The organism is Janibacter sp. Soil728 (assembly GCF_001428305.1).
In the GTDB taxonomy this organism is placed as follows: Bacteria; Actinomycetota; Actinomycetes; order Actinomycetales; family Dermatophilaceae; genus Janibacter.
Genome location: NZ_LMRZ01000001.1, coordinates 521,380 through 541,329, shown reverse-complemented (window position 1 = coordinate 541,329; position 19,950 = coordinate 521,380). Strand labels below are relative to the sequence as shown.

Below are 19,950 nucleotides of genomic sequence, written 5' to 3'. Positions count from 1 at the left end.
ATGAGCACGGCAACCACGAGCCCGGCCCCAGCAGCGATCGGCAACCGGTGGCTGATCCTCGCGGGCGGTGTCCTCGTCCAGCTGACGATCGGCGCCGTCTACGCGTGGAGCACCTTCAGCAAGGCGATCCAGGGCGATGCCTCGGCGATCGAGCTGTCCAAGGTCCAGGCCACCATCCCCTTCGAGGTGGCCATCGGCATGCTCTTCCTGGGCACCTTCCTCGGAGGTCGCATTCAGGACAAGCGTGGGCCACGGCTCGTCGCCCTGGCCGGTGTCGTCATCTACTCGGTCGGCATCATCCTGGCCAGCTTCACCCGAGACGCCTCGGACCTGTGGCTGCTCATCCTCGGCTACGGCATCCTCGGCGGGTTCGGCCTCGGTCTGGCCTACATCGTGCCGATCGCCATGCTGCAGAAGTGGTTCCCCGACAAGCGTGGCCTGATCACCGGCATCGCGGTCGGTGGCTTCGGCTTCGGTGCCGTCATCACCTCGCCACTGGCTCAGCGGATGATCGACGGGATTGCCGGCTACGACGTCCACCCGACCAAGGCCTTCCTCTGGCTCGGCATCGCCTACCTGATCTTCGGACTCATCGGCGCCTCGGTCTTCAAGAACCCCCCGGCTGACTACATCGCGCCCGGCGTCGCCAAGGCCCACGCACAGCACGACACCAAGAAGGAGGAGCAGGCCAAGAAGGCTGCTCGTGACTTCACCCAGCAGGAGGCGCTGAGCACCCCCCAGTGGTACATGCTGACGCTCATCCTGACGATCTCCGTGACCGCCGGCATCTCGCTGATCTCCGTCGCCGCCGGGACCGCCACGGACGTGGCGGGCATGAGCGCCGCCGCGGCCGCCACCCTCGTCGGCGTCATGGGCCTCTTCAACGGCGGTGGCCGGATCCTCTGGGCGGCGATCTCGGACAAGATCGGCCGCATGCCTGCCTTCATGGGCATCCTCGGCTTCCAAGGCCTGGCGCTCCTCGCCATCCCGCACATCGGCAACGCAGCCGTCTTCTACGTCCTGTGCGCCATCGTCTACACCTGCTACGGCGGCGCCTTCGGCACCCTGCCCGCGACTGCAGGCGACTTCTTCGGCGTGAAGCACTCCGGCGGCATCTACGGTCTGATGCTCATCGGATGGTCGATCGGCGGGATCATCGGCCCGCTGCTCATCTCGTGGCTCATCGGCGAGGACCAGGCCTACACGATGGCCTTCACCGTCATGGGCATCATCGCGCTCGTCGGTCTCGTGATCCCCTTCCTCGCCAAGCCCCCCAAGCACCACGCCTGAACCTGCATTGCCCTAGGGCAATGCAGGTTCACCAAGAGACTGCCAGCCGCCGTTCGTCTGCATTGCCCTAGGGCAATGCAGACGAACGGTGGCCGCGTGCGCTCACTCGCGGACGTCGGCGGGGCCCTGTGACACCGGCAGGCCTGCGGCGATCCACGCTTCGACGCCACCGACGACATCCGTCGCGTCCACTCCCAGGGAGCGAAGGGAGGCAGCCGCCAGGCTCGAGCTGTAGCCCTGCCGGCACAGGACGATGACCCGCACACCGGGGACGGCCTCGGGGATGCGGTGCGGGCTCGTCGGGTCGAGTCGCCACTCGAGGACGGTCCGGTCGACGACCAGCGCTCCGGGCACCTCGCCCTGCCGGGCCCGCTGCGCAGCGGTGCGGGTGTCGACCAGGAGGGCTCCCCCCTTCGTCGCGGCATGTGCTTGTTGCGGGGTGAGGCGCCTCAGACCGGTGCGGGCCGACGTCAGCAGCCGGTCGACCTCGCTCACGACACCTGCACGAGGACTCCGTCACCGAGCGATCCGGCAGCGACGGTCTCGCCGACGACCGGGGCACCGGGGACCTCGCCGACGACGAGCAGCCCGCCGGAGGTCTGCGCGTCCGCGAGGAGGATCAGCTCGTCCTCGGTGATGCCGTCGGCGGACAGGTGGGGCCGCACCCAGTCGAGGTTGCGCTTGGACCCGCCCGGGACGTGCCCGGCGGCGAGCGCCTCGCGGGCGCCCGCCACGTACGGCACTGCGGAAGCGTCGATCCGAGCGGCGACACCAGACGCCCGGCACATCTTGTAGAGGTGACCGAGCAGACCGAAGCCGGTGACATCCGTCGCCGCCCGGATGCCCGCAGCCAGGGCCGCCTGCGCGGCGTCGCGGTTGAGGGCGACCATCGACGCGATCGCTTCTTCGCTGCGCTCCCCCGTCGCCTTGTGCCGGTTGTTGAGCACGCCGACGCCGAGCGGCTTGGTCAGGCTGATCGGCAGGCCGGCCTCGGCAGCGTCATTGCGCATGAGGCGGTCGGGGTCAGCGGTCCCCGTGACGGCCATGCCGTAGATCGGCTCGGGAGCGTCGATGCTGTGACCGCCGAGCACCGGGAAGCCGGCCTCGGTGGCGACATCGAGGCCACCGCGGAGCACCTCGGTCAGCAGCTCTGTCGGGAGGAGCTCCCTGGGCCAGGCGACGAGGTTGATCGCCATGATCGGGTTGCCGCCCATGGCGTAGATGTCGGAGACCGCGTTGGCCGCAGCGATCCGCCCCCAGTCGTAGGGGTCGTCGACGACGGGGGTGAAGAAGTCCGAGGTCGACAGGACCGCCAGACCACCTTCGATGCGCACCGCCGCGGCGTCGTCACCGTCATCCAGCCCGACGAGCACGTCGGAGCCGGGCGGCGCCGCCACGTGCAGCCCGGCGACGATCTGCTCGAGCTCACCGGCGGGGATCTTGCAGGCGCAGCCTCCGCCGCGGGCGAACTGGGTCAGTCGGATCGGCTCCATGACCTCACCATAGGACCCGCCCGTGTGACTCGGACCACCTGCCATATGGTGGTTCACGGAGGCGTCTGGGTTCCTGGTGGTCCCCCCGGTCTTCAACACCGGTGAGGCCGAGCATCTCGGTCTGGCGGGTTCGATTCCCGTCCGCCTCCGCCAGTCTTGACCCCGGGACGAAGGGAGTGACACCCGTGAGCGAGGACCCGCGCCGGGCCATCCCCCGCACCGATGACGTGCTGGGCCAGGCTCCCTTCGTCACCGCGGCCGCACGGTTGGGTCGGTCGGTCGTGCGGACTGCCGTCGTCGCGGCACAGCAGCGAGCCCGAGACGAGGAGATCGCCCCCGACCGAGTGGTCGAAGCCGCCCTCGCAGCCCTGCCCACCCGGACCAGCTCACTCACCCCGGTGCTCAACGCCACCGGGGTCGTCGTACACACCAACATCGGTCGAGCGCCGTTGTCCCCCAGCGCGATCGAGGCCGTCGTCGATGCCGCCGGCTATGTCGATGTCGAGATGGATCTGGCCACCGGCGCGCGCAGCCGGCGCGGTGCCGGTGCGCTGGCTGCCCTGCTCGAGGCGGTCCCTGATGCCTCGGGTGCACTGGCGGTCAACAACGGCGCCGCAGCGCTGGTCCTCGCGACCACCGCCCTCGCCGCCGGTCGCGAGGTCGTCGTCTCCCGAGGCGAGATGGTCGAGATCGGTGACGGATTTCGCCTGCCGGACCTCATCGCCTCGACCGGCGCACGGTTGCGCGAGGTCGGCACGACCAACCGGACCCACCTGCGCGACTACGCCGACGCGATCGGCCCGGAGACGGGCTGCGTGCTGAAGGTGCACCCGAGCAACTTCCGCGTCGACGGGTTCGTGACCTCGGTCGGGCTGGAGGAGCTGCGCGGGCTCACCCGACCCGACGGCTCGAGCGTGCCCGTGGTCGCCGACATCGGCTCCGGGCTGCTCGCCCCCGACCCGCTCCTGCCGGACGAGCCGGATGCCCGGACGTGGCTGCGCGCAGGCGCGACGATCATCACCGCCAGCGGCGACAAGCTGCTCGGCGGGCCCCAGGCCGGCCTCGTCCTCGGCGACGCAGAGGTCGTCGACCAGCTGCGACGACACCCCCTCCAGCGTGCGGTCCGCGTGGACAAGCTCACCCTCGCGGCGCTCGAGGCCACCCTGCGTGGTCCGGCCTCACCGGTCACGGCGTCGCTGCATGCGAGCGCGGACGACCTGCGGCTCCGGGTCGACGCACTGGGCACCGCCGTCGGTCGCGAGGTCGTGCCCGTCGAGGGTCGGGTCGGTGGCGGCGGCGCCCCCGGCGTGCCACTGCCCGGCTGGGCCGTCGAGATCCCGATCGACGCGGTGGAACGACTGCGTCAGCCCGCGGGTGACCTGCCGGTGGTCCTCGCCCGGGTGGACAGGGGTCGCGGCCTGGTCGACCTCCGCTGCATCCCGGCCGACCGCGATGGTGATGTCGAGGCGGCACTGCGGGCAGTGCTGGGGCACGACGACGCTCTCCATCCACTCCCTTCGCCATGAGGAGGGTGCTCGCCACCGCCGGGCACGTCGACCACGGCAAGTCCACGCTCGTGCGTGCCCTCACAGGGCGCGACCCGGACCGGCTGCGTGAGGAGCGCGAACGGGGTCTGACGATCCAGCTCGGCTATGCCTGGACGACCCTGCCGAGCGGCGCCGAGGTCGCCTTCGTCGACGTGCCGGGCCATCAGAGGTTCGTCGGGACGATGCTCTCGGGGTTGGGCCCGGCTCCCGCCGTGGTCTTCGTCGTCGCTGCCGACCAGGGCTGGCAGGCGCAGAGCAGCGAGCACCTCGCCGCGGTGCGGGCGCTCGGCATCACGGACGGGCTGCTCGTCCTGACCCGGTGCGACCTGGCGGATGACGAGCGCATTGCGAGCGTGCGCGACGACGCGACCCGGCGGCTGACCGCGGCGAGGCTGGAGGTGCCCGCGGTCGAGGTGGCCGCGACGACCGGGCTCGGGATGGACTCGCTGAGAGGCGCCCTCGACGGTCTGGCGGCACGCCTGCCGGAGCCCGATCCTGGTGCGCCCGTGAGGTTGTGGGGCGATCGCTCGTTCTCCGTCGCCGGTGCGGGGACGGTCGTGACCGGCACCCTCGGTGCCGGGACGGTTCGGGTCGGTGACCGCCTGACGCTCCTCGACCACGGACGCGCGCGTGAGGTCACCGTGCGCGGTCTGCACAGCCAGGACTCCGCTCACGAGGAGGTCGGCCCGGTCTCGCGCGTCGCGGTCAACCTGCGCCGGGTCGAGTCCGACGAGGTCGGCCGCTCGCTGGTGCTGCTGACTCCGGGAGCCTTCGAACTGGCCGCCACGATCGATGTCGCGCTGACCGAGGTGGGGTCCGATGACCTGCATTCCCCTATGGCAATGCGGGGAAATGCGCATTCCCCTAGGGCAATGCCGGTGGGGGACAGTGCGACGCTGCACGTCGGATCGATCGACGTGCAGGTCCACGTGCGTCCACTCGAGGGCGGGCTGGCCCGCCTCTCGGCCGACGTCGACCTGCCGTGGCGCGTCGGGGATCGGGCGATCCTGCGCGATGCGGGCAGTCGCCGGCTGTGGGCGGTGCGGGTCCTCGATGTCGGCCCCCTCCCGCTGGCCCGTCGCGGCGCCGCAGGGCGAAGGGGGCAGGCCCTCACCTCTGCCGGCCGGTCCCCCTCGGACCTGGCGGAAGCCCGGATCACCTCACGTTCGGCCGATCGAGCGGACGTCCTCGAGCGGCTCGGGCTCGACGCACCGAGCACCGCTGTGCGGCAGGGCGACTGGTGGGTCGACAAGGATGCCGTGAGCGCTTGGCGTCAACGGCTCGGCGAGACCGTCCGGGCCCATCACACGGCCAACACCCTCAGCGCCGGGGTACCGATCGCGGAGGCGGCGCGCTCGCTCGATCTCCCTGACCACCTACCGGCCGCGCTCGGTCACGAGCTGGTGCACTCCCTGGCGGCGGGCGTTGGCCTGGCCATCACCAATGGCCGGGTGCACGACCCCGACGTCGGCGGTCTCGGGCCCGCAGAGGCGGCCATCTCGGCCGTGGAGGACACGCTGCGGGGGACCCCCTTCGTCGCACCGGAGCGGGGCGAGCTGGACTCGCTCGGCCTGGGCGCTGCGGAGCTGGCTGCCGCCGAGCGACTCGGCCGCATCCTTCGGCTGCCCGACGACGTGGTCCTGCTGCCCGACGGTCCGGCGCGGGCGATGCGCGTGCTCGCGGGACTGGAGCAGCCCTTCACCCTCAGTCAGGCGCGGCAGGCGCTCGGGACCACCCGACGCGTCGCGGTGCCCCTGCTCGAGCATCTCGACGCGCGCGGGTGGACCCGGAGAGTCGACGGCAACCTGCGCGAGGTCGTCCGCTGACGAGGAACCCCCGCAGGCAGCGCCGGCGGGGGTTCCTCGTCAGGCGGTCAAAGCTCAGGCAGCGACCTCGAGGGTCGTGGTCACCGGCACGCCGTTGGTCAGGTTGTCCAGCACCGGGCAGTGCGCCGCGACGGCCTGCTCGAGGCGGCGGTACTCGGCCTCGCTCTCGGGACCGGAGACCGTGATGCCCAGCTCGATGCCTTGGAAGCCCGGGCGCACCGAGTCGTCCGTGCCGAGGAAGCCGGCGAGGTCGAGGTCCCCGCGCAGGTCGACGTCGATCGTGTCGACCTTGAGCCCGAGCTTGTCGGCCCAGACCTGGTAGCTGATGACGGTGCAGGAGGCGAGCGCGGCGAGCAGGTGCTCGACCGGGTTGGCGCCCTTGTCGGTGCCACCGAGGGCCGGCGGCTCGTCGATCGTGTAGCTGAACTGGCGGCTCGTGAGGGCCACCTCGGTCCCGGTGACGAGTGAGCCCTGGGTCGTGACCTCGAGCAGGGTGGTGGGGGCGGCAGTTGCAGTCATGGATGGCTCCTGATGGATCAAGGGGCTCTGGTGAACCCGCGCTTGGCGCGGCCGGTCGACCGACGCCCAGGTCGTCACCCGGGGCACCCCACCGAGGGTGGAGGGTTGCCGCCCAGCAAGCCGGGGCTACGCGCTGGGACTCATGACCTATGCATAAGTAGACACGATGCAATGCATAACGTGAAGTTATGTATCAGTGGGTGGGACGGCATCCTGCCGGAGGTCCACGGTGAAGACCGGCAGGAAGAGCTGTGCGAGCGGACCGATGGCCAGCGCGTAGACCACCGTGCCGAGCCCGGCGACGCCACCGAGCAACCAGCCCACGACGACGACGGAGACCTCGAGGCCGGTGCGCACCAACCGGATGGATCGTCCACTCACCCGGGCCAGCCCGGTCATCAGCCCGTCGCGGGGCCCGGGGCCGAACTGCGAGCCGATGTACATGCCGGTCGCGACGCCGTTGAGCACGATCCCGCCGAGGGTGAGCACGAGCCGCCAGGCGAGGTGCTCCGGCGGGTCGATCAGCGACAGGACGATGTCGGCCGACGGGCCGATGAGCAGCGCATTGCCGATCGTGCCGACGCCTGGCTTCTGCCGCAACGGGATCCATCCCAGCAGCACGAGCAGCGAGACGCCGACGACGATCGTGCCGAAGCTCAGCGGGATGTGGTGCGAGACGCCGACGTGCAGGACGTCCCACGGGATCTGCCCGAGTGTCCCGCGGATGACCATGGCCATCGACCCGCCGTAGACGAAGAGCCCGACGAGCAGGAGCGGGAGGCGGATCGTCAGCCTGCCGGCCCTCAGCTGATCGATGGGGCCGATGTCGGCCAGTGCCCGGTTGCGTGGCTGGGTGGGTCGTGCAGCATTCTTCGTCACGAGGTCACCTTGCACCTGCAAGGCCGAGGGTGTCGACCTGGCGCTCCAGGATCGCGGCGAGGAGTCGGTCCGCCGGCGCCACCAGTGGCAGGTTCAGTCCCCGATGAGCTTCTTCCCGCGAGCGACGACCTTCCTGTCCGGGGCGTAGACGACGGCCGTGTCCTTGCCCTCGTAGTCGAACTGGTTGAGGAAGTATCGGATCGCGTTGATCCGCCCCCGCTTCTTGTCATTGGACTTGATGACGATCCAGGGCGCGTGCCGGGTGTCCGTCCGCTCGAACATCGCCTCCTTGGCCGCCGTGTACTCGTCCCACTTGTCGAGGCTCTCGAGGTCCATCGGCGAGAGCTTCCATCGGCGCACCGGGTCGATCTGACGGATCGCGAAGCGGGTGCGCTGCTCCTGCTGGGTCACCGAGAACCACAGCTTCGTCACGTGGACACCGGCGTCGGAGAGCATCCTCTCGACCTTGGGCGCCTGGTCGATGAAGCCCTCGTACTGCTCGTCGGAGCAGAAGCCCATCACCCGCTCGACCCCGGCCCGGTTGTACCAGGACCGGTCGAAGAGGACGATCTCGCCGCTCGTGGGGAGGTATCGGAGGTAGCGCTGGAAGTACCACTGCCCCTCCTCGCGCTCGCTCGGCTTCGTCAGGGCGACCACGCGCGCACCACGCGGATTGAGGTGCTCCGTGAAGCGCTTGATGGTCCCGCCCTTGCCTGCGGCGTCGCGCCCCTCGAAGAGGATGACGAATTTCCGCCCGGTGTCCTGCGCCCAGTACTGGAACTTCAGCAGCTCGATCTGGAGCAGGTACTTCTCGACGTCGTAGTCGTTGCGGGTCATCAGCGCGTCGTAGGGATAGTTGTCCCGCCACGTCTCGACCGCCTTGCCGTCGGGCGCGATGAGCATGGGGTCATCGCCCTGGTCGTCGCGGACGGTGTAGCCCTCGACCATCAGCTGGTCGATGTACTCGCGGAGGTTCGGCTTCGGCATGCCGGATACTTACCACCCCCGGGTGTACGGCATGCGTCCACCAGGCAACGAGCAGCCGCGCCCCGCGAGACACTGGCTCCATGACCAAGAGGACGAAGGGGGGCGGAGCCACCCCTGCGACGCGGGCCCTCGCAGCGGCCGGGGTGGACTTCACCGAGCACCCCTACGAGCACGACCCGGCGGCGGCGTCCTACGGGCTCGAGGCAGCGGCGGCCATCGGGGCCCCGCCGGAGCGGGTCCTCAAGACCCTCCTCGCGCACACCGATCTGCCCCGTGACCACGGCCTCGTGGTCGGCATCGTGCCCGTCACCGGGCAGCTCGACCTCAAGGCCCTCGCCGCGGCGGTGGGGGCCAAGAGGGCGAGCATGGCCGACCCCGCGCTGGCGGAGAGGACGACCGGCTTTGTCGTGGGCGGGATCAGCCCCATCGGGCAGAAGCGTTCGCTGACAACGGTCCTTGACGCCTCGGCGCTGGAGCACGAGACGGTCTACGTCAGCGGGGGGCGACGCGGACTCGATCTGGAGCTGCTCCCTTCGGACCTGGTGGCGGTCACCTCTGCGACGGTGGCCGCCATCGCCAAGGACTGAGGCGCGACCGCGAGTCGTACTCCAGTTCAGTCCCCGTGCCCGGCGTCGTTGTGCGGGGTTGGCCGACGACATACCGTCAGCCAAGCCTGCACAACGACGCCAACCCTGCAAAAGGACGCCGGGTCAGCGCTCGAGCGGGTCGACCTGACTGACGCAGCCGACGGGCAGGTCGCCGCCGTAGACATGGGGGAAGAGCTCGTCGCCGCCGAGGACCGCCGGCTCGTACCGCACGTCGAGGCCGTGGGCGGCGAGGGCCTGCTCGTCGAGGGTGAGGACGAGCAAGGGCTCGGTGACGTCGGCGTAGAAGCGACTCACGACGCCCCCGCGCTGCTCCGGCGACCCGCTGCAGTGCATGAAGCCCTCCTCCGCGATGAGCCGACCCCGCGTGGAGATCGGGTAGGTGCCGGTGGCCTGGGCCGCCTGCCAGTCGGACTCGAGGGCGATGTGCTGGAGGGTCATGACGACATCCTGCCCCTCCCTTCGAGACGGTTGCTTCGCAACCTCCTCAGGGATCGGGATACTCGATGCATGGCGATGACCGCGCGGGAGGACCAGAACCGGCGCCTGCTGCGGGCCCGCGACACCATGGACCACGACTACGCGAGCCCGCTGGACATCCCTTCGCTCGCCCGGGTCGCGCTCATGTCACCGGCGCACTTCTCGAGGACCTTCACCACGACCTTCGGCGAGACGCCGCACCGCTACCTGCAGCGCCGCCGGATCGAGCGCGCCATGACGATGCTGCGCGACCACGACCGCAGCGTCACCGATGTCTCGATCGCGGTGGGCTACGACAGCCTCGGCACCTTCAGCCGGACCTTCCGCGAGATCACGGGGAGGACTCCGAGCGCCTTCCGCGAGGACGACCCGATCGATGTCCCGGGCTGCGTCGTGCGGCGGTGGACGAGACCGAGCAGTTTCGGAGAAGCACCCCCGCCCCCACGTCTCTAGATTTGAGCCATGTTCACAGGAATCAGCCATCACAGCGTCTACGTCCTCGACCAGGACGAGGCCCTCGCCTTCTACTGCGGCAAGCTCGGCTTCGAGGTGAGCGCCGACGTCGACCTCGGCTTCATGCGGTGGCTCACCATCGCCCTGCCCTCCCAGCCCGACCGCCACCTCATGCTCGAGGTGCCGGGTTCCCCCTTCGTCGACGATGCAACCGCGGAGCAGCTCCGCGACCTGCTCACCAAGGGCGCGCTCGGCGCGGCCGCGATCCTCACGACCAAGGACTGCCGCGCCACCTACGAGGAGCTGCGGGCGAAGGGGGTCGAGTTCACCGAGGAGCCGACCGAGCGCCCCTACGGCATCGACTGCGCGCTGCGGGACCCCTTCGGCAACCCGGTGCGCATCACCCAGCCGGCCGGCGGTCCGGTGACGGCCGAGGACTTCGCCCAAGAAGGGTGAGCCGGCGCGCGACTGAGCCGGGTCGGCGAGCTACATCCTCACGCCGATGTACTTCGTCTCGAGGAATTCCTCGATGCCCGCCAGGCCCCCTTCGCGACCGAGGCCGGACTCCTTGATCCCGCCGAAGGGCGCTGCCGGGTTGGAAACGACGCCCTGGTTGAGGCCGACCATCCCCGCCTCGAGGGCCTCGCTGACCCGCAGGCCGCGGTCGAGTCCCTGGGTGAAGACGTACGAGATCAGGCCGAAGGGGGTGTCGTTGGCCAGCGCGATGGCCTCCTCCTCGGTGTCGAACTCGGTGATCGCCGCGACCGGCCCGAAGATCTCGGCCTCGCCCATCTGCGCGTCCGCCGGCACGCCCGTGAGGACGGTCGCGGGGTAGAAGTAGCCCTCGCGCTCGGCCGGCTGCCCCCCGAGGGTTGCCGTGGCCCCTCGACCGACCGCGTCACGGACGAGCTCGTCGACCTTGTCGACAGCCTTCTGGTTGACCAGCGGCCCGACGACGACACCCTCCTCGACGCCGCGACCCATCGGCAGCGCGCCCATCCGCTCGGCGAGCCGGCGGGAGAACTCCTGCGCCACACCGCGCTGCACGAGGATCCGGTTGGCCGCCGTGCAGGCCTGGCCGATGTTGCGCATCTTGGCCGCCATCGCACCCTCGATCGCCACGTCCATGTCCGCGTCGTCGAAGACGAGGAAGGGGGCATTGCCCCCGAGCTCCATCGAGGTGCGCATGACCGTCTTGGCCGCGAGCTCGAGCAGGTGCTTGCCGACCGGGGTCGAGCCGGTGAAGGAGAGCTTGCGCGAGCGCGGGTCGAGGATCATCGGCGCCATGACGTCGTCGCTCCGGCTCGTCGTCACGACATTGACCACGCCGGCGGGCAGGCCCGCCTGCACGAGGATGTCGGCGAGCGCGAGTGTCGACAGCGGGGTCTCTGCGGCGGGCTTGATCACCGAGGTGCAGCCGGCAGCGATGGCCGGACCGATCTTGCGGGTCCCCATGGCCATCGGGAAGTTCCACGGGGTGATGAAGACGCACGGGCCGACCGGCTGCTTGGCGACGAGGAAGCGTGAGCCCCCGGCCGGCGCGGTCATGAAGCCGCCGTCGATGCGCACGGCCTCCTCGGCGAACCACCGGAAGAACTCGGCGGCGTAGGCGATCTCCCCCTTCGCCTCGGCCAGCGGCTTGCCCATCTCGAGCGTCATGATCAGCGCGAGCCGATCGACGTCGGCGAGCATGAGGTCGCGGGCCCGGGTGAGGATCTCGCTGCGCTCCCGCGGCGGCGTCCTGGCCCAGTCGGCCTGGGCCGCAGCGGCGGCGTCGAGCGCGGCCGCGGCCTCGTCGGGGGTCGCGTCGGCGATCTCGCACAGGGGCTGGCCGGTCGAGGGGTCGACGACCGGCATCGTCGCCGCAGTGGTGCGCCACTCCCCTCCGATGAAGAGTCCCGTCGGCACCGAGGCGATGGCCTCGCGTTCCTGCTCGCGGGTGACCCCAGTCGTGTCCGTCGTGGTCATGGGTGACTCCTTCGTCAGCGTCCTTGCCGTCCCCCTCACCGTAGACGTATTGTCAACAATCAGACGAACAACTCGGAGGTTCTGATGACAGCGTTGTCCCCCCTGCTCAAGCAGGCCACCCCCGTCACGATCGACCATGCCCTCGGCAGTGAGATCTTCGATGTCGATGGCAACCGCCACCTCGACTTCACTGCCGGCATCGGCGTCGTGAGCACGGGCCACTGCCACCCCAAGGTGGTCGCCGCCGCGCAGGAGCAGATCGGCAAGCTCATCCACGGTCAGTACACGACCGTCATGCACAAGCCCCTCCTCGAGCTCGTCGAGCGGCTCGACGGCGTCCTGCCGGAGCACCTCGACTCCCTCTTCTTCGCCAACTCCGGCAGCGAGGCGCTCGAGGCCTCCCTTCGCCTCTCCCGCCAGGCGACCGGCCGACCCAATGTCATCGTCTTCCACGGCGGCTTCCACGGCCGCACGGTCGCGACCGCGACCATGACGACGTCCGGCACCCGCTTCTCGGCGGGCTTCTCACCCCTCATGGGCGGCGTGCACGTCGCTCCCTTCCCCAACGCCTACCGCTACGGCTGGAGCGAGGAGGAGGCCACCGCCTTCGCCCTGAAGGAGCTCGACTTCATCCTCGCGACGCTCACCTCGCCGCAGGAGACCGCCGCCTTCATCGTCGAGCCCGTGCTGGGCGAAGGGGGGTACGTCCCGGGCAACACCGCCTTCTTCCAGGGTCTGCGCGAGCGCGCGGACAAGCACGGCATCCTGCTCGTCATGGACGAGGTCCAGACCGGCTTCGGCCGCACCGGCAAGATGTTCGGTCACCAGCACTTCGACGTGCAGCCCGACATCATCACGCTGGCCAAGGGGATCGCCTCCGGCTTCCCGATCTCCGGCATCGCTGCGTCGCAGGAGCTGATGAGCAAGGCGTGGCCCGGCTCGCAGGGCGGGACCTATGGCGCCAACGCGGTGGCCTGCGCCGCGGCCGTCGCCACCCTCGACGTCATCGAGGAGGAGGGGCTGGTCGCCAACTCCGCCGAGCGCGGCACCCAGCTGCTCGAGGGCGCGCGTGCCGCGGCCATCGACGGCATCGGTGACGTGCGCGGACTCGGCCTGCTCGTGGGCAGCGAGTTCACCGCAGCCGACGGGACCCCGGACAGCGCACGGGCCGCGAAGGCCCAGCAGCTCGCCGCGACCAAGGGCCTGCTGCTCCTCACCTGCGGCGCCCACATGAACACCGTCCGGATGATCCCGCCGCTCGTCGTCACGGCCGAGCAGGTGGACGAGGCCCTGGAGATCTGGGGCAAAGTCCTCGCGGAGGTCTGAGTCCGTTCGCCGATTGGAGGTAAACCCGCTGATGAATCGTCGGCGCGTTTACTTCCAATCGGAACGATGAGTTGGTGCTGGAGGCGCACATGAGTCGGTACATGTCGATCACGCTCGAGTCGCGCGGCGTGGTGTGCCGCGCGCGGCTCCTCGACGACGAGGCGCCGCTCACCTGCGACGCCGTGTGGGAGGCGCTGCCGGTGGGGGGTGACGCCTTCCACGCGAAGTACGCGCGCAACGAGGTCTACACGCTGCTCCCGCGGATCACCGCCGCACCCCACCGGGAGAACCCGACGATCACCCCGATCCCCGGCGACGTGTGCCTCTTCGACTTCGAGCCCTGGGAGATCGGCAACCCCGCCTACGGCTACGACCCGGGGTCGACGGCGCACGCCGAGCAGGGCGCCACCGACCTGGCGATCTTCTACGGGCGCAACAACCTGCTCATCAACGGCGACCTGGGCTGGGTGCCCGGCTCGGTCTTCGGCGCGATCGAGGAGGGGCTGCCCGAGATGGCCGCCGCGTGCAACGACCTCTGGCGCAACGGCTTCGCCGGCGAGCGGCTGGTCTTCGCCCGGGCCTGAGTAGTCCTCAGAAAGTCACGTCCCGGTCAGGGAAGGTCTCCTGCAGCCAGACCTTGGCCATCGACGTGTCCTGCGCGGTGATCGCATGGCCGACGGGCAGCACCTCGTGGGTGACGGCAGCACGCATGCCGCGCAGGTCCCCAGCCAGCAGAGCCCCGTCCCCCGCAGCTCGACGCTCGTCCTGGGCGCCGTCGAGGACGAGGACCGGCACGCCGCCCAAGTCCACTGGCGGCGGTGCGGCGAAGGGAGAGAGCGGCCGCAAGAGCACAGCGCCGGCGAGCAAGTCCGGGTGCGACATCAGCATCGCAGCCGCCATGATTGCTCCGTTGGAGAAGCCGACCACCACGGGTCGGGCACCGATGTCGCGCTCCATACCCCGGATGAAATCGCGAAGGACGGGAGTCCTCGCCGCGAGGTCTTCCTCGTCGATCCGTCGGTCTGCGTGGCGTCGGAAGAATGCGTGACCGCCCGGCATGACGACTCGGCCGCGCACCCCGAGTTTCGTGGCGGTGGGTGAGAGTCGATGGGCAAGCTCCAGCAGGTCGAACTCTTCACCATCCGATCCATGAAGGAGCACCAGAGGAGCGCTCCCCTTGTTGGTACCGGGGACCAGGACATGCTCATGGGGTGGAGAGCTCACGCTTCATCCTCCACCCGAGCCTGAGGCCGAGCAACGACCAGCACGAGGTCGTCGGGGACCCGAGGCCGATGAGTTGTCCACGAAGAGACGGCCTGCTTCGTCCGCTGGATGCAGACCGACGCGGACAGCAAGGTCACCTTCCCCGAGCAGGGCCGTACTACGACACCTTCAAGGTAGAGGAGACGTCCTGCGCACCAAGGGTCGTCCCGGTGCATCTGGTGGCGGATTTCGCCATGAGATGCACCAGGACGACCTCGTGTGCTCGCCGCCTCGGTCAGGCAGGCGCGAGTGCAGGCACCTGCGCGAACTGCTTCACGAGGAACTCACCCGCAGCCGCCCGCTGCTCCTCCGCGCGGAAGACCGCGCCCGAGAGCAGGTAGACGTCGTGCGCCAGTCCGGCGGAGCGACGCACCGTGGCCTGCCCGCCCGCAGCGCGGATCTGCTCGGCGAAGTCCTCCGCCTCGTCGCGCAGGGTGTCGCACTCGTTGGTGATGACCAGGGTCGGCGGCAGCGCCGACAGGTCACCCTGCCCCAGGTCCAGGCGGACATCGGTGACGTCCTCGGGGGACGAGACGTACTCCTCACCGAACCACGCCAGGTCGTCGAGCTCGATGACGTAGCCCTCCGCGAACTGCGTACGAGAGGGCGTCTCGACGGCGGCACTGACCAGCGGATTGATGAGCAGCAGGGCTGACAGGTCGATGCCTTCGCCGGGCGCCTGCAGTGCCGCGGCCGTCACGAGGGTCCCACCGGCCGAGTCCCCGGCGAGAGCGATCCGCGAGGGGTCACCGCCGTGCTCGGCAGCGTGCTCCACCGCCCAGCGAAGGGCGGCGCCCACGTCGTCGTGGGCGGCCGGGAATCGGTGCTCCGGAGCACGACGGTAGGTGGCCGAGACGACGATCGATCCGGTGCGGTTGGCGAGGTCACGGACCGGCTCGTCGATCATGTCGAGGCTGCCGGTGACGAAGCCACCGCCGTGCACGTAGACGGTGACGGGCAGCAGACCGTCGGCCTCGGGTACGTAGACCCGCAGACGCTGGTCGGTGTCCGGCCCGTAGGAGTGCTCGGTGACCGAGGCGACCTGCTGCTTGGGGGCCTGCATGTCGACGAAGGACTCGACGACCGCGCGAGCGCCCTCGACGCCAGCAGCCCGGAATCCCGGGAACTCCTGCTGGCGCAGGGCCTCGACGATGAACATGACGCACGGGTCGAGTGCCGCAGAGGTCTCGGCCGAGGCGAGGCCCGCGCTGTCGGCAGCGAAGGCAAAGCCGCGGTAGTCGTTGCGCTGGACGTTGTCGCAGATCGCTCGGTAGCGCGGGGCACCGCCGAGGTAGACGAGGGGACGACGCGGCTTGCCCGGGATGTTGGCGCCCATGTACCAGGAGGTCGCCGACTTCGGCAGGAGCGTCATCTCGGCGACGGCGTTGACCTCGTGGACCCACTGGTCCTGGGCCTGGGCGCTCGCGTCGACGACCGCGTGGCCGTGCTCGGTCATGTAGGTGATCGTGTCGCCGACGAAGTCGATGTGGTCCTCGATGGCCAGCGGCATGTTGTAGAGGACCGAGGGGCTCTGCGGACCGGTCACCATGAAGAGGTTGGGGAACTTCGCGACCGTCAGACCGAGGTAGGTCTGGGGGCCCTGCTCCCACGCGTCGGCCAGACGCGCACCGTCACGCCCGGTGACGTTCATCGCCAGCAGCGGACCGGTGCACGCGTCGTACCCGGTCGCCATGATGAGGACGTCGATCTCGTGGACGGTGCCGTCGGCGAGGCGGACGCCCTCGGGCACGACGGCCGCGATGGTGTTGGTCCGCACGTCGACGACGTGCACGCTGTCGCGGTTGAAGGCCTCGTAGTAGTCGGTCTCCAGCGGAGGACGCTTGGTGCCGTAGGGGTAACCCGTCGGGCAGAGCAGGTCGGCCGTGGCCGGGTCCTGCACCCGCTCGCGGATGCGACCGCGGATGTACTCCGCCGCCGTGTCGTTGGCGTCCTGGTCGGAGAGGATGTCACCGAAGCTGTCGATGAAGAGTCGGAAGCCACCGCGCTCCCAGCGGTCGTCGAAGACCTCGCGCCTCTCCTGCGCACCCACGGCGATCGCGGAAGGCTGTACGTCCTCGTAGGGCACACCGAGGAAGTGGTTGCGCGAGGCATCGCGGATCTCGCCGTAGCGGGCCTTCTCGGCGGCCTCCTCCTCCGGGTCCGTCAGGTAGTTGCCGATCGGGGTCGCGTAGTTGGGGGTCCGCTGGAAGACGGTGAGTGACCGGGCCTGCTTGGAGACCTCGCTGATCACCTGGATGCCCGTCGATCCGGTGCCGATGATCCCGACGCGCTGCCCGGTGAAGTCGACGTCCTCGAGCCAGCTGCCGGTCTGCAGGACCCGCCCGGCGAAGGTCTCGACGCCCGGGAACTCCGGTGTCTTGGGCACGGACAGGGTGCCGCCTCCGGAGACGAAGTAGCGCGCGGTGGTCACCTCGCCGTCGTCGGTGGTGACCTCCCAGTGGCTGGCGGTGTCGTTCCACGTCACGCCGGTCACGCGGGTGCCGAAGGTGAAGTTCTTGCTCACGTCGAAGCGATCGGCGACGTGGTTCAGGTACCGCAGGATCTCCGGCTGCGCGGGGAAGCGTTCGGTCCAGCTCCACTCCTGCTGCAGCTCCTCGGAGAAGGAGTAGGAGTAGTGGACGCTCTCGATGTCGACCCGGGCGCCCGGGTATCGGTTCCAGTACCAGGTACCGCCGACGTCGGTCGCGGCGTCGAAGCCGTGCACGTCCAGGCCCATCTGGTCACGGAACTTGTGGATGCCATAGATCCCAGCGAAACCGGCTCCGACGATGATGACGTCATGGTCGGGCGAGGTGGTCATGTCGTTCATGAGGACTCCTTTGTCCGGGGCGGCCGATCCGCCGTGACTCGAAGGTGTCAGTGGCCACACACCCCGCACAGGGGTGTAATCACCCCCTTCGTCACCCCACTTGCCCCACCCGGGCACGCCCCGACGCCCTCGACCGATGGCCATGCCGGTTCCGCGCCGCGCGTCGCCGGGTGACAGCCGGGGGTGGTGGCCCTAGCGTGCACACCCATGGCGAGGTCCCGGCCGATGACCTCCTTCATCGGGAGAGAGCAGTCCCTGCGCGAGACGCGGGCGCTGCTGGGTGATGCGCGTCTGGTGACGGTGACCGGCCCGGGTGGGATCGGCAAGACCCGCCTGGCGCGGGAGGCTCTGGCCCGCGCCGCGTCGGCCTTCCCCGACGGGGTGGCCGTCGTCGAGCTCGCCGACCTGGAGGTGGGCAGCGAGGTGGCGCCGGCCGTCGCGTCCGCCCTGGCCGTACCCGACCAGTCCACCCGCGCGCCGGTCGACCAGATCGTGCGCCACCTCACCGGCCGTCGCACCCTGCTCCTCGTCGACAACTGCGAGCACGTCCTGGATGCAGCCGCCGACCTGCTCGCCACCCTCCTCGACGCCGTCGACGGGCTGTCGGTCATCGCGACCTCCCGCGAGCCGCTCGGCCTGCCCGGTGAGCAGATCCATGACCTCGGCCCGCTCGACCTGCCCGACCCGGTCCACGACGCTGCGCAGATCGACCGCTCAGAAGCAGTTCGTCTGGTCGTCGACCGGGCCCGCGCCCTCGTGCCCGGCTTCGCCGTCACCGACGACAACCGGGCGGCCGTCGTGCAGCTGTGCGCGCGATTGGACGGTATGCCGCTGGCCATCGAGCTCGCCACGGCACGGTTTCGCAGCCTGTCCGTGGAGCAGGTCCTCGAGCGGTTGGACGCTCGCTTCACCCTGCTGACCGGGGGCGCGCGCGGCGACCTGGCGCACCACCGCACCCTCTGGGCACTCGTCGGGTGGAGCCACGACCTGTGCACCTCCGCCGAGCAGCTGCTGTGGGCCCGGCTGTCGGTCTTCCCCGGCAGCTTCGACCTCGACGCGGCGGAGGCCGTCTGTGCCGATGCGGAGCTGTCGGCGAACGAGGTTCTCGACGTCCTCGACCGCCTCGTCGCCAAGTCGATCGTCACCGCCGAGCCCCACGGTGCGACGATGCGCTACCGGCTGCTCGTCACGATGCGCGAGTACGGCACGCAACAGCTGGGCGAAGGGGAGGACCGCACCGCGACCAAGCGCCGTCACCGCGACCACTACCTCGCCCAGACCGACCGCATGGTCCGCGACTGGTGCGGGCCCGACCAGCCGCGAGCCCTGGCCGCTCTCCGTGAGGACCACCCCAACCTCATCGCCGCCCTCGAGTGGTCGGTCGCCACCGCCGGCGAGGAACGTCAGGCGGCGCGGCTGGCCTCCCTGCTGCGATACCACTGGATCGCGGGCGGACGACTGAGTGATGGGCGCCGGTGGCTCGAGCGCATCCTCGATCTCGTGGTCGACCAGTCCCCCGAGCGCGGGGCGGCGCTGTGGGTGGCCGCGTGGGTCTGCCTCATCCAGGGCGACCGCGATCGAGCTGCCGAGCTGCTCGAGGAGTGCCGCCGCATCGCCAGCGTGCTCGAGGACGAGATCCTGGCCGCGCACGCCGCGCACTGGACCGGCCTGCGCCATGCCTTCAGCGGTCGTACCGGCGAGGCGATCGACCACTACCGGACGGCGATCGTGGTCTTCGAGCGGCACGGGCTCGATGCACCGGCCGGCACCGCCCTCTTCCAGATGGGGATGGCCCAGACCTACGAGGACCAGCACGCCGACGCCCTGGAGACGTGCACCCGGGTGCTCGACCTCAGCGAGCGCCACGGCGAGCAGTGGTGCCGCGCCTATGCGCTGTGGGTGACCTCGGTCAGCCAGTGGCACCTCGGCGACCGCGACGCCGCTGCCCGTGCCGGGAAGGCCGCCCTCGAGTTGCAGCGCGCCTTCCGGGACGGGATCTGCATCGCCCTGACCGTCGAGCTGCTCGCCTGGCTGGCGCACGACTCGGCGCACGACGAGCGCTCCGCCGAGCTGGCCGGGGCCGCCTCGTCGGTATGGGCCCAGATCGGCACCTCGATCGAGGCCTTCGGGCCCAAGATCCACGCCGAGAGCGTCGCGGTCGCCGCCGAGGTGGAGCGTCGCCTCGGCGCGAGCGTCGCCCGGCGCCGCCGGGCCTCCGCGTCCGCAGTGACCCGACTGGGTGCCGTCGAGCTCGCGCTCGAGGATCCCTCCGTCGAGCGCCCCGGCCGCGAGGACTGCCCACTCACCCCACGAGAGCTCGAGGTGGCCGGCCTCATCGCGCAGGGCCTGACCAACCGGACCATCGCCGACCGGCTCGTCATCTCCCCGCGCACCGTCGACGGCCACGTCGAGCGGATCTTCGGCAAGCTCGAGGTCACCTCACGAAGCCAGATCGCCGCCTGGGTCGCCGCGCGCGACCACTGA

General features: G+C 70.2%; 18 protein-coding genes, 1 tRNA gene and 1 riboswitch. Of the genes, 10 read left to right on the top strand and 9 right to left on the bottom strand.

Annotation, left to right across the window (positions count from 1 at the left end; genetic code table 11):
* The gene (locus tag ASG73_RS02620; RefSeq protein WP_055990316.1) at positions 1-1,290 is read left to right on the top strand and encodes an L-lactate MFS transporter; all 1,290 of its coding nucleotides are present in this window, start codon (positions 1-3) and stop codon (positions 1,288-1,290) included.
* A gap of 102 nt (positions 1,291-1,392) precedes the next feature.
* Here ASG73_RS02620 and ASG73_RS02615 read toward each other — a convergent pair whose 3' ends face one another.
* Together ASG73_RS02615 and selD are read right to left on the bottom strand one after the other, a co-directional pair.
* The gene (locus tag ASG73_RS02615; RefSeq protein ID WP_055990313.1) at positions 1,393-1,785 is read right to left on the bottom strand and encodes a rhodanese-like domain-containing protein; all 393 of its coding nucleotides are present in this window, start codon (positions 1,783-1,785) and stop codon (positions 1,393-1,395) included.
* Entirely contained in the window at positions 1,782-2,783 is a 1,002-nt protein-coding gene (gene selD, locus ASG73_RS02610; protein ID WP_055991371.1) for a selenide, water dikinase SelD, read from the bottom strand. The genes ASG73_RS02615 and selD overlap by 4 nt, the downstream gene beginning before the upstream one ends.
* A 57-nt stretch (positions 2,784-2,840) precedes the next feature.
* Between selD and ASG73_RS02605 the strand changes: the two genes are divergently transcribed.
* From ASG73_RS02605 to selB, 3 genes are all read left to right on the top strand, one after another.
* A tRNA-Sec gene (locus ASG73_RS02605) sits at positions 2,841-2,936 on the top strand.
* 32 nt (positions 2,937-2,968) lie between these two features.
* On the top strand, positions 2,969-4,309 hold the full coding sequence (gene selA / locus ASG73_RS02600) for an L-seryl-tRNA(Sec) selenium transferase (RefSeq protein ID WP_055990310.1): 1,341 nt from the start codon (positions 2,969-2,971) through the stop codon (positions 4,307-4,309).
* The gene (gene selB / locus ASG73_RS02595; protein ID WP_055990307.1) at positions 4,306-6,156 is read left to right on the top strand and encodes a selenocysteine-specific translation elongation factor; all 1,851 of its coding nucleotides are present in this window, start codon (positions 4,306-4,308) and stop codon (positions 6,154-6,156) included. Before selA ends, selB begins: the two co-directional genes overlap by 4 nt.
* A 54-nt stretch (positions 6,157-6,210) precedes the next feature.
* On the opposite strand, the gene ASG73_RS02590 is transcribed toward selB, so the two are convergent.
* The 3 genes from ASG73_RS02590 to ppk2 form a co-directional block, all read right to left on the bottom strand.
* On the bottom strand, positions 6,211-6,675 hold the full coding sequence (locus ASG73_RS02590) for an OsmC family protein (protein WP_055990304.1): 465 nt from the start codon (positions 6,673-6,675) through the stop codon (positions 6,211-6,213).
* 33 nt (positions 6,676-6,708) lie between these two features.
* Positions 6,709-6,823, bottom strand: a riboswitch (SAM riboswitch).
* A gap of 38 nt (positions 6,824-6,861) precedes the next feature.
* Positions 6,862-7,554 carry a membrane protein YczE gene (gene yczE / locus ASG73_RS02585; RefSeq protein ID WP_055990301.1) on the bottom strand — a complete coding sequence of 231 codons (693 nt, stop codon included), beginning with the start codon at positions 7,552-7,554 and terminating at the stop codon, positions 6,862-6,864.
* A gap of 93 nt (positions 7,555-7,647) precedes the next feature.
* Positions 7,648-8,541 carry a polyphosphate kinase 2 gene (gene ppk2, locus ASG73_RS02580; RefSeq protein WP_055990298.1) on the bottom strand — a complete coding sequence of 298 codons (894 nt, stop codon included), beginning with the start codon at positions 8,539-8,541 and terminating at the stop codon, positions 7,648-7,650.
* 80 nt (positions 8,542-8,621) lie between these two features.
* Here ppk2 and ybaK point away from each other — a divergent pair, with 80 nt between their 5' ends.
* Complete coding sequence (ybaK, locus tag ASG73_RS02575; RefSeq protein ID WP_055990294.1) at positions 8,622-9,128, top strand: Cys-tRNA(Pro) deacylase; 507 nt, start codon at positions 8,622-8,624, stop codon at positions 9,126-9,128.
* Between the two features lie 123 nt (positions 9,129-9,251).
* Here ybaK and ASG73_RS02570 read toward each other — a convergent pair whose 3' ends face one another.
* Positions 9,252-9,587, bottom strand: a complete 336-nt coding sequence (locus ASG73_RS02570) for a DUF952 domain-containing protein (RefSeq protein ID WP_055990291.1) — start codon at positions 9,585-9,587, stop codon at positions 9,252-9,254.
* A gap of 69 nt (positions 9,588-9,656) precedes the next feature.
* Between ASG73_RS02570 and ASG73_RS02565 the strand changes: the two genes are divergently transcribed.
* Together ASG73_RS02565 and ASG73_RS02560 are read left to right on the top strand one after the other, a co-directional pair.
* Positions 9,657-10,079 carry a helix-turn-helix transcriptional regulator gene (locus tag ASG73_RS02565; RefSeq protein ID WP_055990288.1) on the top strand — a complete coding sequence of 141 codons (423 nt, stop codon included), beginning with the start codon at positions 9,657-9,659 and terminating at the stop codon, positions 10,077-10,079.
* A 9-nt stretch (positions 10,080-10,088) separates the two neighbouring features.
* Complete coding sequence (locus tag ASG73_RS02560; protein WP_055990285.1) at positions 10,089-10,535, top strand: VOC family protein; 447 nt, start codon at positions 10,089-10,091, stop codon at positions 10,533-10,535.
* Between the two features lie 30 nt (positions 10,536-10,565).
* Here ASG73_RS02560 and ASG73_RS02555 read toward each other — a convergent pair whose 3' ends face one another.
* A complete protein-coding gene (locus ASG73_RS02555) occupies positions 10,566-12,047 on the bottom strand; it encodes an NAD-dependent succinate-semialdehyde dehydrogenase (RefSeq protein WP_055990282.1) in 1,482 nt (493 codons plus the stop codon).
* Positions 12,048-12,131: 84 nt separating this feature from the next.
* Between ASG73_RS02555 and ASG73_RS02550 the strand changes: the two genes are divergently transcribed.
* Entirely contained in the window at positions 12,132-13,373 is a 1,242-nt protein-coding gene (locus ASG73_RS02550; RefSeq protein ID WP_055990280.1) for an aspartate aminotransferase family protein, read from the top strand.
* An 89-nt stretch (positions 13,374-13,462) separates the two neighbouring features.
* Positions 13,463-13,957 carry a DUF3830 family protein gene (locus tag ASG73_RS02545; protein WP_055991368.1) on the top strand — a complete coding sequence of 165 codons (495 nt, stop codon included), beginning with the start codon at positions 13,463-13,465 and terminating at the stop codon, positions 13,955-13,957.
* A 7-nt stretch (positions 13,958-13,964) separates the two neighbouring features.
* On the opposite strand, the gene ASG73_RS18090 is transcribed toward ASG73_RS02545, so the two are convergent.
* Together ASG73_RS18090 and ASG73_RS17395 are read right to left on the bottom strand one after the other, a co-directional pair.
* The gene (locus ASG73_RS18090) at positions 13,965-14,330 is read right to left on the bottom strand and encodes an alpha/beta hydrolase (RefSeq protein ID WP_200946649.1); all 366 of its coding nucleotides are present in this window, start codon (positions 14,328-14,330) and stop codon (positions 13,965-13,967) included.
* A gap of 541 nt (positions 14,331-14,871) precedes the next feature.
* Positions 14,872-17,466: a flavin-containing monooxygenase gene (locus ASG73_RS17395; RefSeq protein WP_082566934.1), complete on the bottom strand. Its 2,595-nt coding sequence runs from the start codon at positions 17,464-17,466 to the stop codon at positions 14,872-14,874.
* A gap of 225 nt (positions 17,467-17,691) precedes the next feature.
* Between ASG73_RS17395 and ASG73_RS02530 the strand changes: the two genes are divergently transcribed.
* A complete protein-coding gene (locus ASG73_RS02530) occupies positions 17,692-19,950 on the top strand; it encodes an ATP-binding protein (protein ID WP_055990274.1) in 2,259 nt (752 codons plus the stop codon).